Annotated in this window: 11 protein-coding genes; 6 read left to right on the top strand and 5 right to left on the bottom strand. The window is 40.2% G+C overall.

Annotated elements, in window-relative coordinates; genetic code table 11:
* The gene (locus BBI00_RS11620; RefSeq protein ID WP_065398919.1) at positions 1–723 is read left to right on the top strand and encodes a phytanoyl-CoA dioxygenase family protein; all 723 of its coding nucleotides are present in this window, start codon (positions 1–3) and stop codon (positions 721–723) included.
* 174 nt (positions 724–897) lie between these two features.
* Here BBI00_RS11620 and BBI00_RS11615 read toward each other — a convergent pair whose 3' ends face one another.
* The gene (locus tag BBI00_RS11615) at positions 898–3,699 is read right to left on the bottom strand and encodes a GH92 family glycosyl hydrolase (RefSeq protein ID WP_065398918.1); all 2,802 of its coding nucleotides are present in this window, start codon (positions 3,697–3,699) and stop codon (positions 898–900) included.
* Positions 3,700–3,793: 94 nt separating this feature from the next.
* On the opposite strand from BBI00_RS11615, the gene BBI00_RS11610 reads away from it, so the two are divergent.
* Positions 3,794–6,136 carry an outer membrane beta-barrel family protein gene (locus tag BBI00_RS11610; protein ID WP_065398917.1) on the top strand — a complete coding sequence of 781 codons (2,343 nt, stop codon included), beginning with the start codon at positions 3,794–3,796 and terminating at the stop codon, positions 6,134–6,136.
* A 33-nt stretch (positions 6,137–6,169) separates the two neighbouring features.
* On the opposite strand, the gene BBI00_RS11605 is transcribed toward BBI00_RS11610, so the two are convergent.
* Positions 6,170–6,625: a hypothetical protein gene (locus tag BBI00_RS11605; protein ID WP_065399720.1), complete on the bottom strand. Its 456-nt coding sequence runs from the start codon at positions 6,623–6,625 to the stop codon at positions 6,170–6,172.
* Positions 6,626–6,834: 209 nt separating this feature from the next.
* Here BBI00_RS11605 and BBI00_RS11600 point away from each other — a divergent pair, with 209 nt between their 5' ends.
* The 4 genes from BBI00_RS11600 to BBI00_RS11585 all read left to right on the top strand — a co-directional run bounded on the left by BBI00_RS11600 (position 6,835) and on the right by BBI00_RS11585 (position 11,332).
* Positions 6,835–7,755 carry a hypothetical protein gene (locus BBI00_RS11600; protein WP_065398916.1) on the top strand — a complete coding sequence of 307 codons (921 nt, stop codon included), beginning with the start codon at positions 6,835–6,837 and terminating at the stop codon, positions 7,753–7,755.
* 4 nt (positions 7,756–7,759) lie between these two features.
* Positions 7,760–9,697 carry a metallophosphoesterase gene (locus tag BBI00_RS11595; RefSeq protein WP_123902266.1) on the top strand — a complete coding sequence of 646 codons (1,938 nt, stop codon included), beginning with the start codon at positions 7,760–7,762 and terminating at the stop codon, positions 9,695–9,697.
* Between the two features lie 231 nt (positions 9,698–9,928).
* Positions 9,929–11,038 carry an Mrp/NBP35 family ATP-binding protein gene (locus tag BBI00_RS11590; protein WP_065398914.1) on the top strand — a complete coding sequence of 370 codons (1,110 nt, stop codon included), beginning with the start codon at positions 9,929–9,931 and terminating at the stop codon, positions 11,036–11,038.
* A 45-nt stretch (positions 11,039–11,083) separates the two neighbouring features.
* On the top strand, positions 11,084–11,332 hold the full coding sequence (locus tag BBI00_RS11585; protein ID WP_045500144.1) for a NifU family protein: 249 nt from the start codon (positions 11,084–11,086) through the stop codon (positions 11,330–11,332).
* Between the two features lie 179 nt (positions 11,333–11,511).
* On the opposite strand, the gene BBI00_RS11580 is transcribed toward BBI00_RS11585, so the two are convergent.
* From BBI00_RS11580 to BBI00_RS11570, 3 genes are read right to left on the bottom strand one after another with little or no spacing between them, the layout of a single operon-like run.
* Entirely contained in the window at positions 11,512–11,943 is a 432-nt protein-coding gene (locus BBI00_RS11580) for a hypothetical protein (protein WP_065398913.1), read from the bottom strand.
* A gap of 8 nt (positions 11,944–11,951) precedes the next feature.
* Complete coding sequence (locus BBI00_RS11575) at positions 11,952–13,028, bottom strand: efflux RND transporter periplasmic adaptor subunit (RefSeq protein ID WP_065398912.1); 1,077 nt, start codon at positions 13,026–13,028, stop codon at positions 11,952–11,954.
* A gap of 12 nt (positions 13,029–13,040) precedes the next feature.
* On the bottom strand, positions 13,041–16,193 hold the full coding sequence (locus BBI00_RS11570) for an efflux RND transporter permease subunit (RefSeq protein ID WP_065398911.1): 3,153 nt from the start codon (positions 16,191–16,193) through the stop codon (positions 13,041–13,043).
* Positions 16,194–16,207: the final 14 nt, after the last annotated feature.

The following is a 16,207-nucleotide window of genomic DNA, read 5'->3' as shown; positions in this document are numbered from 1 at the left end:
ATGAGTGTAAAAAACTTAGAAACTTATAAAAGCCATATTCTTGAATATGGCTTTACTGTTATTAATGATATTTTTTCCCGGGAAGAAATTGATGCCATAAGCAATGTTCTTCAGAATATAGATACTTCAAAAGAAAACTTCAGGAAGTCTGAGGACCTATTTGCCATAAGGCAGTTTTTAAAGGAAATCCCGGACATCAAGGATCTTGTTTTTAATGATACGATCCAAAAAGTGATCAACGAGATCTTTGGAGAAAAATATTTTGTAGTGAAAAGCATTTATTTTGATAAACCGGAGACTTCCAACTGGTATGTTGCCTATCATCAGGATCTCACTATTTCTGTTGACAAAAAGCTGGGTTTACCGGGTTTCGGACCTTGGACTACAAAACAGAATCAGTTTGCCGTACAGCCTCCACTGCAGGTTTTGGAAAATATATATACCATCAGGATCCATCTGGATGATACCGATGAAAACAATGGGGCACTAAAGGTGGTTCCGAAATCACATGCCAAAGGAATCTACAGACCTGAAACGATTGACTGGACCATAGAAACAGAACATATCTGTAACGTAGAAAAAGGAGGCATTATGATCATGAAACCTCTGACCCTTCATGGTTCCAACCGGACGACTAATGGACACAGAAGGAGAGTCATCCATATTGAATTTTCAGATATGGAACTTCCTGACGGGTTGAGATGGTCTGAAAGAATGAATTAAAAATGCTCTTCGAATTTTCGAAGAGCATTTTTTATGGTTGGAAGCCGCATGCCGGTTGTTTCCAGATCAATATCAATTTGTTTTATCGACTTTCTGAAATCTAAATTTTTACAAGCGGACTTCAGAAAAGTAATCTGTCAAGCAGTATCTTCCATCTTCGTGCTCTCATCTTCCTTACTTTGCAGAAATCTCATCAATAAAAATATAAGCTTCCCCTCCGGCTCCCTGATGCCACTCCGGAAGTTTCCCAAAATAGTAGGCTTTTACTTTGATGTATTGAGCTTCTGTCGGAAGAATTTCAGCAGAGAAATCTTTGATCTGCACCTTTTCATCTTTCGGATCAATATCATTATCGATGGTTTTCAGAAGAATGAAATCTTTACCGTTCATAGAGGCATAGTATTCCACTTTTTTAGGCATCAGGATCCATGCTTTACTGTCCTGAAGGTAGGCAGATGACAGTTTTGTAATGTGTTGGGGAGATTTAAAATCAATAATCGCTTCGAAATTCTGCCCCTGATAGCCGTGCCATTCCCCTTTTCTCCAGTTTACCTCACCTCTGATCCCGTCAATGAGGGCAAGTTTTCCGTTGGCGGTATATTGAGGGGTGGCTTTAGACAGGATATTGATATCCCAGTAATTCGGTCTTCTGTTGAATCGGGCCGTGGTTACAGAACTTTTCTCACCATTTCTTTCTGAATAGGCATGAACCTCTGTGGTTTTACTGATAGAAAAAGGCCCTTTATAAGCTGTGAAGGTTTTTCGTTTATTACGGTCACTTTCATCCATTGTCATATAATAGACTTTATCTCCCGGATTGAGCGGAGTGATCTCAACTTTGGTGTTGAAATCAAAGATGCGGTCTGCGGCAATAACCGGAGAAGCAGTAAGCTGCGCATATTTAAAATCTTTAACCGGCTTTATGTTTTCAAATCCCAGCTTTTTCAGCTCGGCTCTGCCTGTATTTTTAGTAATCGTTCTGGTAGTTCCGTCTTCAAGATGAATTTTAATTTCATCAAAATAAGGGGTGGTGGTTTCCCATTCAGGCAATCCCGGCGTTACGGAATAAATTCCCATAGCACTTAAAACATACCACGCACTCATCTGGCCGCAGTCCTCATTCCCAATCAGTCCGTCCGGAGTATTTTTATAGAAATTATCAAGGATATATTTAATCTTGGCGTCTGTTTTTTCAGGCTTGTCTACAAAATTGTACAGGTAAGCGATATGATGGCTTGGCTCATTTCCCTGGGCATATTGCCCCATTAATCCCGTAATATCCACCTGCTCCCTGCCCGTTGTTTTGTCCGGTGCGGCAAAAATGGCATCAATAAACTGTTCAAACTTTTCTTTCCCGCCATGTGCTGCGATCAGTCCCGGAATATCCTGCTGCACAGAGTAGGAATAATGCCATGAATTGCCTTCCGTATAATTGTTATTGACTTCTCTCGGATCAAAAGGCTCATACCAGTTACCGTTCTTTCTGGGCTGCATGAAGCCGCTTTTAGGATTATAAAGGTTTTTCCAGTTTTGAGAACGTTTCATAAAGTACTGGTAATCTTCTTTTTTACCTAAGATTTTGGCCATCTGGGCGATACACCAGTCGTCATAGGCATATTCCACTGTTTTGGAAACACTTTCATGCTCATCATCGATGCTGATATAATTATTCTGTTTATAAGCGTTCAGGCCAAAGATATCCAGCATAGCAGAGTTTTTCGAAGCCTGAAATGCTTTTTCATAGTCAAACCCTTTAATTCCTTTTGCCATAGCATCGGCAATTACAGAAACAGCGTGGTAGCCGATCATACATTCTGTTTCATTGGAAGCCAGTTCCCAGACCGGAAGTTTTCCCCCCTGTTCATATTGTCTGATGAAAGTATTGATAAAATCAGCCGTTCTTTTTCTGTCGATTAAAGTCATTAAGGGATGTGCCCCTCTGAATGTATCCCAAAGCGAAAATACAGTGTAATAATCAAATCCATTGGCTGTATAGAGTTTATTATCACGTCCTCTGTATCTTCCGTCTGCATCCATATTGATGTTGGGTTGGGTGAAAACATGGTACAAAGCCGTATAGAAAACAGACAGTTTGTTTCTGTCATCAGATTTTACTTCAATTTTTGAAAGCTCTCTGTCCCAATCTGCTTCGGCCTGTTTTTTTACAGTATCAAAATCATCGGATTTTGCCTCTGCCAGCATATTTTTCTCTGCACCTTCATATCCGGTGGGGGAGACAGATACTTTGATATTGATTTTTTCTCCTTTTTTAACGTCAGCAGAAAAAGCCAGAGCGAGTCTCGTTCCGGTAAAAAGATTGTTTTCCTGTTTTCCGTTGACGTCTTTTTTAGAGATTTTCATGGGTTTTGAAAACTCAATTCTGGCATAGATATATTGATTGGCAGCCCAGGCTTCACTTCTTCGGAATACTTCAATGGTTTTGTCATCTATGATTTTTACTTCTCCTTCCAGCAGCTTATCCCTGTGATTCAGATCCAGAATAATATGGGCATTTCCTGCATTATTGAATTTATATTCGTGATAGCCAACCCTTTTGGTACTGGTAAGGCGTACATCAATATTATTTTTATCCAGCTTTACAGAATAAAATCCAGCTGCTGCCTTTTCATTTTTATGCGAAAATTTTGAAGAATAATCTTTAGGGTTCAGCCCCGGATTTCCCATCCCGGGCATCAGCATGATATCTCCGTAGTCAGAAACTCCGGTTCCGTTCAGATGGGTGTGCGAAAAACCATAGATCACCGAATCGGAATAGTGATATCCGCTGCATCCGTCCCAGCTCCCGTCAATTCTGGTATCCGGAGAAAGCTGTACCATTCCGAAAGGTACAATAGCTCCCGGGAAAGTATGGCCATGGCCGCCGGTTCCTATCATCGGGTTGACGTATTGTGAATATTTTTGGGCAGAAATAATCTGGGTGATCAATAAAGAAAATACAAGAATTCCTTTTTTCATGTTCTGATTTTATAAAGCGAATATATTGAAAAACGGACAAACCGATGTAATAAAAGACCTTGATAGCTTGTCTTAAAAGAAACTATCAGAATTCATGAAGAAAACATTACTTTCTGTAATTATGCTGCTGCCTATGGCTGCATTCTCCCAAAGTATAACAGGTAAAATCACTCAAACCGGGAATACTGTTTCCTATGCTGAGGTGGTAGCAGTCAAAGACCAGAAGAAACAGACGGCCATTTCGGATGAAAAAGGAAACTATTCACTGAAGCTTTTTGAAAACGGGAAATATACAGTCAAACTGATCTATGACGGTGAAGAATTATCTACAGTGGATGTTGTGGTAAAAGGAGATGTGAAACAGGATTTTTTCATTGAGAAAAAAAAGGAAAAACAGATTGAAGGAGTTACTCTTACTGCCAGAAAAAAACTTATTGAGAGAAAAGCCGATCGTCTGATTTTTAATGTTGCCGGCTCTGTTGCCTCCCAGGGAATGGATGGCGCAGATGCTCTGGCAACAACTCCGCTGATCAAAGTAGATGATAACTCCGGGGTTTCAATTGCCGGGAAAAGCGGCGTGGCAGTCATGATTAATGAAAGAATGCTGAATCTTTCAGGGAGCGAACTGATCACCTATCTTAAAAGCCTGAGGTCTGAAAATATTGAAAAAATTGAAGTCATTACAGCGCCTCCTGCCAAATATGAAGCCCAGGGAAACAGCGGACTGATCAATATCGTTCTGAAGAAAAACCAGAACCTCGGATGGAATGGAAGTATTACCTCATCTCTTCAGCAGCAGACCTATACGGGGACTTCCAACAGCGCCACCCTCAATTATCAGAATGAAAAATTACGGTCTTCACTGAAATTAAGACACTATCAGTATGAAAAACATTCTTATGAAAACTACAGGATAGAAGGAGCGGATGGTCTTAAAAGCTCGGATGACAGAAGAGATTTCGGAAATGGGCTGGGAGCCAATCTGAGCCTTGATTATCAGCTGGCCCCAAAATCAAATATCGGGTTTATCTATGATTACGGATCCGGACATTCTAACATGGATATCATGAATACTTCAGATTATTTTCAGAATGATCATTATACGAATTCCTTATTAACTTCTGCAGAACACAGAGCAAACAGTGCACAACAAATGATAAGTGCCTACTACGATGTGAAGTTCGGAAAGAAGGATCATAAACTAAGTATCACAGGAAACTATTTTTCGAATATCCCGAAAACGACCATTGATTTTACAACAACGGAAAATTCCGGAGATCAGTTTATTGTAAAGTCACCTTCACTCGTAGATTATAAGATTTATTCGGGGCAGGCAGACCTTACGCTGCCCTATCAATTTGCCAAAACGGAAGCCGGGGTAAAGTTTACAAACTTTGATAATGATTCTGAAATTTCCTATCAGAACCTCGAAGGCGGAAATTATATTACAGATCCTGAAAAGAGTAACAGTTTCAGATATAATGAAAAGAACTATGCCGCCTACATCAGTTTCGAAAGATCTTTCAATGAACAGTGGTCTGCAAAAGCAGGATTGCGTTATGAATATTCTATGGTAAACGGAAATTCTCTGACTTCGGGACAGCAGACTGAGACTTCATACGGAAAATTCTTTCCTACCGCTTACATTTCCTATAAAAGCAATGAAAACCATACCTTCAGCCTCAATTATTCAAAAAGAATCAACAGACCGGGATTCCGTGCTATAAACCCGTACCGATGGTATATCAATATCAACTCTTATTTTACCGGAAATCCTTTTTTACAGCCTTCCATTAATCATAATTTTGAGTTTTCATATGTTTATAAAGGAAAGCTGTCTGCTTCTGCTTACTTTCAGAGAAAATTAAACGCATCTGATCAGATTGTTATTCTTGAAGGTGAAAACAAAACCAGTACTTTTGCCAATTTCTATAATGCCAGCAGCATGGGGCTGTCCCTGAATTATTCCGACACGTTTTTCAGACTGTGGGAAGCCAATTATTCCGGGGATATATCATATATGGAAACCCAGGTCTTTGCCACTGATGCGGCCTCCAGAAAAGGAAGCGGATATGAGTTTAATTTCCAGAATAACATTTCTTTAAACAAAAGCAAAACCGTGCAGCTGATCCTTAATTACTGGATGCGCCTGCCTTCCAATTCAGGAAATGTACGCTGGGATTATCTGGGAAACTTTACCACCGGTTTAAAGATGAATCTTATGGATAAAAATCTGCAGCTTAATGTATTTGTTTCGGATATCTTCAAACAGTCTAAGAGCAAAGGCCAGATCTATTATACCACAGGAACCCATTACTTTAATAATTATTATGATGCCAGAAGACTTAACCTTTCGGCTACCTATACTTTTGGAAATAAAAAGATAAAAGGTGCGGATCGTAATGTGAAATTTGATGAGAAGAACAGAGCAAATTAAAGCTCAGAAGCTGGAGGCTGCAACTTTTCTTTTTCATACTTCTCCTTCAAAAAGATCAGCCAGATAATTTTTTTTATCATCCTCATCCTTTGTTGTTCCCAGATACTTTTTCCATGCCCGGGATTCATGATACACAATGCCCATTTCCCATACGCAGTAAGTAGGGAGGTGGGTTTTATTTCTGTCCCATATTTCAAAATTTCCGGAACCGTCGTAGTAAACACTTTCCCACAATTCATTTTCACTTCGCCAGGTACATACCAGAAGAAGGTAATTTTTTCCGCAACGGTGCATGATGACAAATCCCAGATCTTCAATATCCTGAAAATTTTCTGTCGCATTTTCTATACAGCGCTGTGCATTATAAATATCCTGTGGCGTAATTTCTGCCGGATCAGTGGCCAGATCGTACCATTTGAATTTTGTTTTCCCGACTGTGAAAAGTCCTTTGGGAGCAGCATATTTGGATGGGTAGGTACCAGATTTCATAGCTTGTTTTTTTGTGATGGGGGGAGCTTTCACAATAAGAAATATAAAATTGCTTACAGAAAGCTCATGCCGGCAAATCTAATGATTTTCTGCCGATTACGAATCTGGAAATATGTTTTTGTTGCAGCTACGGAATACTACAAAAGTGTTATTGGGTATCAGTAATTTATTCGTTACATTTGATCATAAACTAATAAAAACTGACGATCATGAACCTTCAATTAATTGAAATTGCTATCGGGCTTATCTTCGTGTATCTTCTGCTCAGTATTTTTGCCATGACTTTAATGGAGATCATCTCAACATTTTTACGCATGAGGGGAGAATTGCTGAAAAGCACCATTGAGAAAATGCTTTTTAATAAGGATAAGAGTCCGGAAAAAATCAATGAATTTTACAATCAACCTCTTATTCTTTTCCTTGGAGATAACGTATCCACCTGGTCCTGGCTGGATCATCTTCTTGCCGGCAAATTCAAAAAACTGCCGAGCTATATCAAAAATGAGGACTTTTATACCATCCTTTTAGGGTTTATCAATGATCAGAAATATTCAGACTCACTTGCAGAAATCGAAGAAAAAATAGAACAGGCCCCTTTCTCAGAGAATACCCGGTTGCATCTTAAGTTTCTGATCCAGAAATCCCGGGGAAATATTGCCGGGTTTAAACAGGAGGTTATTCACTGGTTTGAGGAATGTATGGAGCGAGCCAATACATGGTATTCCAGAAGAGTACAGTATATCGTGCTGGTATTGGGTTTTATGATTGCTTTTGCAGTCAATGCCGATACACTGCGAATGGTGGATCAGATGAATAATGATGAAAAACTAAGAAAGGAACTCGTGCAGTCTGCATCGGAATATGTGAAAAACAATCCGCAGGGAAACAGCAGTGCTTCAAAAGATGCTTTAGATACAAAAGTGAAGGAAGAATATCACACGTTGCTTAATGAATCCCATAATATACTGGGTTGGAAAAATGTAGAACTGCAAAGGTGCGGCTGGTTTTTCAGAATAGTGGGATTTCTGCTGACTGCCTTTGCCATAAGCCTGGGTTCCAGTTTCTGGTTTGATATGTTGAAAAAGATCCTTAATATAAGAACGCTGGGTAAGCCGACACAAACACCTTAATGCCATGAAATCAATATTTTTTTACCTTTTACTGTTGGTGGCCGTTACTTTTATTATCTTTTACCTTAAGGATTATCTGTATGCTTCCAGAAAAGTAAAGATCTTCAAAGACAGCAGGGGAAATTATCCTTATTACTTTACTCCCAGAAGACCTGTGAAATGGTTTGATTTTACCGGGCTTATCAATAGTTTTAAAATGGTTGCGCTTTCTTCGGATATACTTTCCATCATTGATAAAAGAGAGGTGCAGACTGCTTTGGGAAAAGATTCCGGAGATGAATTGACGGATCATGATGCGGATGAATCAGAAAAGGAATTCTGGTTTGATTTCATTGCTGATACCGGAGATGGCTTTGATGCTACCACCACGGTTTTTTTCCATTTGACAAGAGATACGTATACCTATTCGTTTAAAAATGAATTTGACCGCGATGCCGGTTCAGAAGTTGAAATCAGGCTGAAGAAAGGAGCAGCCCTGGTGGTGGGCGGAGATCTGGTCTATCCTGTAGGCTCTGAAAATAGTTACAGAGACCGGTTCAAAGGGCCTTTACGATTTGTAGCTCCGGACAGAAGAGAACCGGGGCCTGTTCTTCTTGCAACACCGGGAAATCATGATTGGTATGACGGTTTAAGCGCTTTCTTCAGGCTGATGTGCCAGAAAAGTAAAATCGGGAATTACCGTACGGTTCAGAACAGAAGCTATTTTGCTTACTCATTAAGGAAAAATGTCCATCTTTTAGGGGTAGATAATCAGCTGCTCGGTGATATTGATATTCCTCAGATGGCTTTTTTTACTGAATATGTGGTAAAAATATCCAGAATGAATGCCAGGAACCATATCATTATGCTTATTGCAGAACCCTACTGGTATCATTATGACATCAAAGACAGATATCAGAGAAGGCAAAGGATGGACAGCCTGGAATATATTATCAAAGCCCTGAAAGTAGCGGTTAAAAACCTGGAAGTGGACAACGTGAAGTCGGAAATTATTTTTGATGTGGTACTTACTGGAGATATTCATCACTATTCACATTACAAACTGGACGAAAGCTTCGAAGGCTATGATCAGGAGATCAAACATTATATTACATCTGGCGGCGGAGGGGCTTTCGGGCATATCACCGATTTTTTAAAAGATGAAATTACGCTTCCCATCCTGCAGAATTCAAAGACCACAGAACTGAAATATCAGCTGAACGGTATTTATCCTTCCAAAGAAAAATCATGCAGGAAGACATTATGGAATCTTATTTTCTTTATCATTAATTATGAATTTACCTTCCTGTTACTGGTGGTTTCCTTAATTGTTACCTATACCTATGCTTATTCGGATTCTATTTTTAAATGGCTGATATTACTTCTGATTCCCGGCCTGTTTGTATTCATAATCACAAAAGTGACCAATGCAGAAGTTTCTGCCAAAGAGAAATGGACCAGCCTGATCTTCAGAGGACTTTTGTTCTTATCATCTTTCGCTCTTCAAATATTGATATTAGTCCACGAATTCACCTTTCTAAGTGATGATCATTTTCCTTTCAAAGGGCTTGATACGGTGAAGAATTTTTTAAAAATTCAGGGATCGGATTACTTTATTTCCCAATGGATCATTTCTGCCATTTTGCAGTCAGTACTTTTCGGGTGGTATATATTTTCAGGATATCATTTATTTAAATTCTATGTTACCGAAGTTTCATCAGCAAAAGTCAATACCGGGAATAAAAACTTTCTGAAATTTAAAATTACAGATTCGGAAATTGTCATCTACGTGGTCAGAATAAAAAAGACTTACCAATGGATGAAGCTGTTGAAAAAGAAACGGATCGATGATCTTCAGAAAGAAATGCTCGGGAAAGATCCGAAGAAATTTATAAGAGAACATTTTAAAACAGATCCTGACAAAAATGTAAAAATTATTGATAAAATAACCATTCCGTTATAATTTCAGCTTCAATACCATTCCGCTGAAAAAAATCCCTTCATGTACTTTTCCTCCGTTAAATATTCAATAAAAAAACGGATGAAAATACCTTTTCTATAGCGGTTTCCGATAAGAATATTCTGATGGATAAAACCCTGAAGCCCTGTGTTTACAAAAGAATTTATCTATGATTGTGTTTACTTATTCTAAATAGGTAAAAAATCCGTAAATTTGTAAACAATTTATATTTATATGTTGACGAAAGAAAAGGTTCAGGAATTCCTTAAAGAAATAGAAGTAGACGATTTAGTAAACAATCTTCAGATCATGGGTAATGACGTATATATTGATATGACCGCTCATTCACCTGCAATGCACGAAAAGAAAAAACTGGAAGCTGCCATGAAGCAGGCTTTTGCCAGTGAATTTGGAGAAGATATTCATCTGAAACTTAAGATTGTTTCTCCGGAACCTAGTGAAATTCAGCAAAGTCAGATCAAAGGAAAACAAATTCCGGGTATTCAGAATATTATCGCTATTGCTTCCGGTAAAGGAGGAGTAGGGAAGTCTACCGTTTCTGCAAATATGGCGGTAACGTTAGCTAAAATGGGCTTTAAAGTAGGATTGTTAGACGCTGATATCTACGGACCGTCAGTACCTACAATGTTTGATACTGAAGGTCAGAAACCGATTTCTGTAGAAGTGAACGGTAAAAACCTGATGAAACCTATTGAAAATTATGGAGTAAAAATGCTTTCGATAGGATATTTCTCAGGCGCTAACCAGGCAGTGGTGTGGAGAGGGCCAATGGCTTCCAAAGCACTGAACCAGATGATCAGAGATGCTGCATGGGGCGAACTTGATTTCTTATTGATTGACCTTCCTCCGGGTACAGGTGACATCCACTTATCCATCATTCAGGAAGTTCCGGTAACAGGTGCAGTGATCGTAAGTACCCCTCAGCACGTAGCTTTGGCAGACGTAAGAAAAGGGATTGCTATGTTCCAGATGGAAAGCATCAACATTCCGGTTCTTGGATTGATTGAAAATATGGCGTATTTTACTCCGGAAGAACTTCCTGACAATAAATATTATATCTTTGGAAACCAGGGAGCACAATATCTGGCAGAAGATCTGGGAATTCCTGTATTGGGAGAAATTCCACTGATCCAAAGCATCAGAGAAGCAGGAGACGTTGGAAGACCGGCAGCGTTACAGGAAGATTCTAAAATTGCAGAAATCTATACTGAAACAGCAAGAAAAATGGTTGAAAGCTTAGTGGAAAGAAATAAAAACCTGCCTCCTACTGAAGCGGTGAAGATCTCAACGATGGCAGGATGCTCTCCAAAAGCAAAAAAATAATTAATTTCAATTACATTTGAAAAAACCGAATTGAACTGAAAAAATATGGAAACAAACATAACGCACGAAGATACAGTAACAAGAGTAATGGAAGCTCTGGAAAGCATCAGACCGTTTTTGAATAAAGACGGTGGTGATATTGAGCTTATTGATGTGAAAGATAATCAGGTTTTTGTAAAGCTTTTAGGTAACTGTTCCGGATGTTCACTGAACTTTTCAACCCTGAAGTTAGGCGTTGAAAATACAATCAAACAGCATGCTCCGGAAATCGAAAAAGTAGTGAACGTAGAGTAAAAACTACGACTGAGATATTTTTAAAGACAGACTTTTTTTAAGGTCTGTCTTTTTTTGTTTCAAGAATGACTTCCTTTGCGTTAATCATCTGAAATATTACTGGATAGCGGTAAAAATAAACCTGACAGCTTTCTGAAACCTGTCAGGTTTTGGTATATAAAACAATATAATTAATAAACCTATGAATTCTGAGCTAGAAACTTTTTATAGTTCTCCTCATTTTCAAAATAAGCCACTTCCCCTCCGTCACTGATCATGACAATGTAAGCATCGGCTTTATCCACGGTTTTTCCGGTATACGGATCTACAGCTTCTCTCACTTTCTGATCCTTTGGAATACGTTCCACACACATTTCACAGCAGCCGTAATAGATTTTTCCGTTATGGGGTACTTCTATCTGCTTTTTACCCATATAAGCGTTGTTGACCATACAGACCGTTTCATTAGGAACCTGATCTCCTTTGGCAAATTTTCCGGAAGATACGGGCTTTATATTCTGGGTCACAGAAGTTTCCTGTCTGCTTTTTTCGTGCTTTTTATCAGTACATGCAGATAAAGCAATAGTACTGAAAGCTACAATGAACATGTTTCTGATTAATAATGTTGTCATCTTTTATATTATTTAATTAAACTTCCTTCCATAATTTCTTCATTTCCTTTTTTGATGATCTGGTCACCTTCAGAAAGATCACCGAAAACTTCAATAGTATCATTCAGGATCCGCCCTTTTTTTACAGAGACAAATTTTGCCTTTCCGGCCTCTTTTCTGATGATATAAATTCCCATATTGCTTTCCACCAGTGCAGACCGTGGTATAAAGAATGTAGCTTCCGTATTCTGTAAAGGAATCATGGATTCAGCTACCATAAAAGGTTTTAATTCCCTGGAATGATTGATGAAATCAGCCTCTATTTTTTCAGACCTGAGTTTTAAATCCAGTGAACCGGATTTTCTGGAGATCCTGGCCTTAAAACTTTTCTCAGGAAGAGCACTGATCCGGAACGCAATAGTATCTCCTATGGTCAGATAAGGAACACTGGCTTCAGGAACGGATAAGCTGAGACGGAGTCTGGAGGTATTTTGTATTACCATCAGCGGTGTATTACCCATTGGCCCTACATAAGCTCCCAGATCTACATTTCTTTCTGTGATCACTCCACTGAAAGGAGCACGGATCACCAGATACTGACTGATATCCTGAATTTCACGATAGGCAGATTTTGCTGCATTCAGCTGAGCTTCATCAGAAAGTTTACGGGCTGTGATCTGATCAAGGGCATCTCTGGCAATGGCTCCTTTCGTTTCATTGGCTCTGTATGTTCTGTCGTAATTGGATTTTGTTGCCGCATATATTGCTTCCTGGGCCTGCCATTTCGCCTTGGCACTTGACGCCTGGGACTGTATTTCCGGAGCTTCCAGAACCATGAGGACCTGTCCGGCACTGACGTAAGAACCGATATCAACATTGATCTTCTTCACATAGCTCTGTACTTTGGCGAATAAAGCAGTTTCCTGGTCCGGTACCAGCTCACCCGGAAGTTTAAGTTCTACTTTGGGATTGCTTTTTTTCAGTGTTACTGTTTCCATTGCGGGCATCATCATAGGAGCTGCTTTCTGAGTTTCCGGTTTTTCTTTACAGGAAGCCGGAATTATGATAAGGCTTAATGCAAGGGCGGTGTATATAATATTTTTCATACGATGTAAAAATTAAGAGTTGGGATTAGAATAATGAATACTTTCTTCATCTTCAGGATCTAATGAAGGTGAAACGGTGCCGGCATTGTTCTGCATCCATCCAAAAACAAGAGGAAGAATGATCAGTACGGAGAATGTAGAAAAAATAAGTCCTCCGATCACGGCACGGCCCAGTGGAGATACCTGATCACCACCTTCTCCGAAACCTATGGCCATAGGAAGCATTCCGGCTGCCATTGCCAATGTGGTCATAATGATAGGACGGATACGCAGTCTGGCCGCTTGAATACCTGCTTCCGGAGCGTTCCCTGTTGATTTTCTAAGCGTTTCTGCATTACTGATCAGTAAAACGGCATTAGCAATGGAGACCCCCACAGACATGATCAGCCCCATATATGATTGGAGATTAAGAGTAGAACCGGTTAACTTCAATAAAGCTAAAGACCCTACAACCACAAACGGAACTGTTGTCAGGATAACCAGTGAAACACGGAAAGACTGGAAAGTGGCCGCCAGCATCAGAAAAATAACGGCAGCGGCAATTAATAATCCCGAAGAAAGGCTGCTCAGGGTTTCATCCAGGACAGGAGCCATCCCGGCTACTTCAATATTGATTCCTTTGGGCAATTCCCCCAGTGATTCAATTGCTTTTTTTACATCTTTGGAAGCCTGTTCCAGGTCTGTTTTATGAATATTGGCTGTTACAGTTGTATACCCCATTGTTCCCAGGTTGTAGCTTTCCCCTAATTCTTTTGCAGGAGTAATCGTTGCCACATCTCCCAAAACAGGCCTGTCTGAATTTTTCGATAATGGAAGGCCGGCCAACTCTTCTTTACTGTTCAGAATATTCTGTGGAGTCTGCACCTGTACATCATAAGCGATCCCCATCATTCCTCCTACCCAGAAATTTTTATTCGTATACCGGCTGGAAGCGGTGGCTGTTACCAGTGATTTTGCAATATCCTGTGCATCCAGACCCAACTGGGCCGCCCGTGTTCTGTCGATATTGATCTGCAGGGCAGGGTAGCTCATTGATTGGGGAATCTGCTGATCACGCATATATTCTATTTCTTTCAGTTTTACCAGGAGTTTTTCTGCATACATCCGGTTCATTTTTTTCATCATTCCGGAAATACGGATTTCCACGGGAGTATTGGTTCCCTGGCTCAGAATTTTTTCTGTCAGCTCTATAGGCTCGAAAGAGATCTGCAACTCAGGCATCTTTTCTTTGTAATATTTTCGGAGCTCATCTTTAAACTCATCGGAGTTTCCTTTAAACTCTTTCAGGGCCACCTGCATCAAAGCTTCATGAGGCCCGGCATTGTACAGATAAATAGGGCTCACGGCAAACGTAGAAGGATGCTGCCCGATAAATACGGAAGAAATGGCGATATTATCTTTTCCTACCTTATTTTTGAGGTGCTCCAGAAATTTCTTGACTTTAATTTCCGTTACCTCTATACGGGTTCCTTCCGCTGCTTTGATACGCACCTGAAACTGACGTGAATTAACAGCAGGCAGAACATCTTTTCCTGTGATCCGGTAAAGTCCCGCTCCAATACCTACAACTGCAGCAAGGCTGATGCTTACAACAAGCTTTCTTTTTCTCATCAGTGAAGATAAAAATGCAGTAAAACGATCCCGGAAACGGGTAAAACGGTCAGGCTTATGATTTTCACAGGTCTTCGGATCATGCTTCATCATCCAGTTGGCCATTACAGGAACAAAGGTTTGAGATAAAATAAAAGATACGATCATTGAAAAACCGATTGCCATTGCCAGAGGCATGAACAATGATCCCGGAATACCGCTCATCATAAAAGCAGGAGCGAATACTGCCAGAATGCACAGCATGATCAGCAGCTTAGGAAATGCAATTTCCCGGCAGGCATCCCAGATGGCCTGAGCTCTGGTTTTACCCATAGCAAAATGCTGGTGTATATTTTCGATCGTTACTGTACTTTCATCCACCAGGATTCCGATGGCTAATGCAAGACCCGATAAAGACATGATATTGACCGACTGTCCGAATAACTTCAGGAACAGTACTCCGGAAATAATGGATATCGGAATGGTCATGATGACGATCAGCGCTGCACGGCGGTCATTTAAAAACAGCATTACCATCAGTCCGGTAAGAAGAGCACCAAGAATACCTTCTATCACCAAGCTTTTCAAAGCATTTGAAATATAGACCGACTGGTCAAATTCATAAGAGATCTTTACATCATCAGGCATATTTCTCTGGATCTTCGGCAGAGATTCCTTCAGCTTATTGACAACTTCCAGTGTGGAAGCATTGCTGGCTTTGGCAATATTGATATAAACAGACCTTTTCCCGTCTATCAGGGCATATCCGGTGGCTACATCTGCGCCGTCTTTTACCGTGGCTACATCCCGGATGTAAACATTGTCTGCCGTTCCTTTGAAAAGGGGAATATCGCCAAGCTCTTCAACCTTTTTTACCGTATTGTTGGTAGGAGTCAGATAATTGGTTTCGCCAATGTATACGTTTCCTGAAGGAGAGGTGATATTGTTACGGCTTATGGCTTCCACAACCTGTTCCGGAGACAGATGATGTGCCCTTAGCTTGAGAGGGTCAACATTAATTTCTATGGTACGGGGGCTTCCTCCGAATGGCGGAGCTGTTGTGAGCCCGGGAATTGCAATAAGAAAAGGACGGGCATTGAAGTTGGCAATATCCTGAAGTTCGTTATTGGTCTTTGTATTGCTTCGGAAAACGAGCTGTCCCACGGGTTGTGAAGAAGAGTCGAAGCGGATAATAAAAGGCGGTGGTGCCCCGGGAGGTAAAAAGACCTGTGAACGGGTAGACAGGGCATTGATCTGGGCAATGGCTTCTCCCATGTTGGTTCCTTCATAGAAATTCACTTTCATCAGGGTGAGGCCCTGCGTGTTTTTAGATTCGATGCTTTTTATTCCGTTGGTAAAGAGAAGCATATTCACATACATTTTCGTGAAATAGCCTTCCATTTGCTGAGGAGTATATCCGTTGAAAGAGTGGGCTACATATACTACCGGAAGATTCATTTCCGGAAGAATATCCACCTTCACATCTTTGGCGGCCCTGATTCCGAAAAACAGCAGCCCCAATACCAATACCATTACAGATATTGGTCTGCGTAATGCAAACTTTATAAGATTCATGTTGTAAATTTTGG

Origin of the sequence: Chryseobacterium arthrosphaerae (assembly GCF_001684965.1) — a bacterium.
GTDB lineage: Bacteria > Bacteroidota > Bacteroidia > Flavobacteriales > Weeksellaceae > Chryseobacterium > Chryseobacterium arthrosphaerae.
This window is presented reverse-complemented; position numbering and strand designations above follow the sequence as displayed.

Excerpts from the sequence above, each read along its gene's own strand:
- BBI00_RS11620 (WP_065398919.1), top strand. The coding sequence starts at position 1 with ATGAGTGTAAAAAACTTAGAAACTTATAAAAGCCATATTCTTGAATAT.
- BBI00_RS11605 (WP_065399720.1), bottom strand. The coding sequence starts at position 6,625 with ATGAAATCTGGTACCTACCCATCCAAATATGCTGCTCCCAAAGGACTT.
- BBI00_RS11570 (WP_065398911.1), bottom strand. The coding sequence starts at position 16,193 with ATGAATCTTATAAAGTTTGCATTACGCAGACCAATATCTGTAATGGTA.
- BBI00_RS11610 (WP_065398917.1), top strand. The coding sequence starts at position 3,794 with ATGAAGAAAACATTACTTTCTGTAATTATGCTGCTGCCTATGGCTGCA.
- BBI00_RS11600 (WP_065398916.1), top strand. The coding sequence starts at position 6,835 with ATGAACCTTCAATTAATTGAAATTGCTATCGGGCTTATCTTCGTGTAT.
- BBI00_RS11580 (WP_065398913.1), bottom strand. The coding sequence starts at position 11,943 with ATGACAACATTATTAATCAGAAACATGTTCATTGTAGCTTTCAGTACT.
- BBI00_RS11575 (WP_065398912.1), bottom strand. The coding sequence starts at position 13,028 with ATGAAAAATATTATATACACCGCCCTTGCATTAAGCCTTATCATAATT.
- BBI00_RS11585 (WP_045500144.1), top strand. The coding sequence starts at position 11,084 with ATGGAAACAAACATAACGCACGAAGATACAGTAACAAGAGTAATGGAA.
- BBI00_RS11590 (WP_065398914.1), top strand. The coding sequence starts at position 9,929 with ATGTTGACGAAAGAAAAGGTTCAGGAATTCCTTAAAGAAATAGAAGTA.
- BBI00_RS11615 (WP_065398918.1), bottom strand. The coding sequence starts at position 3,699 with ATGAAAAAAGGAATTCTTGTATTTTCTTTATTGATCACCCAGATTATT.
- BBI00_RS11595 (WP_123902266.1), top strand. The coding sequence starts at position 7,760 with ATGAAATCAATATTTTTTTACCTTTTACTGTTGGTGGCCGTTACTTTT.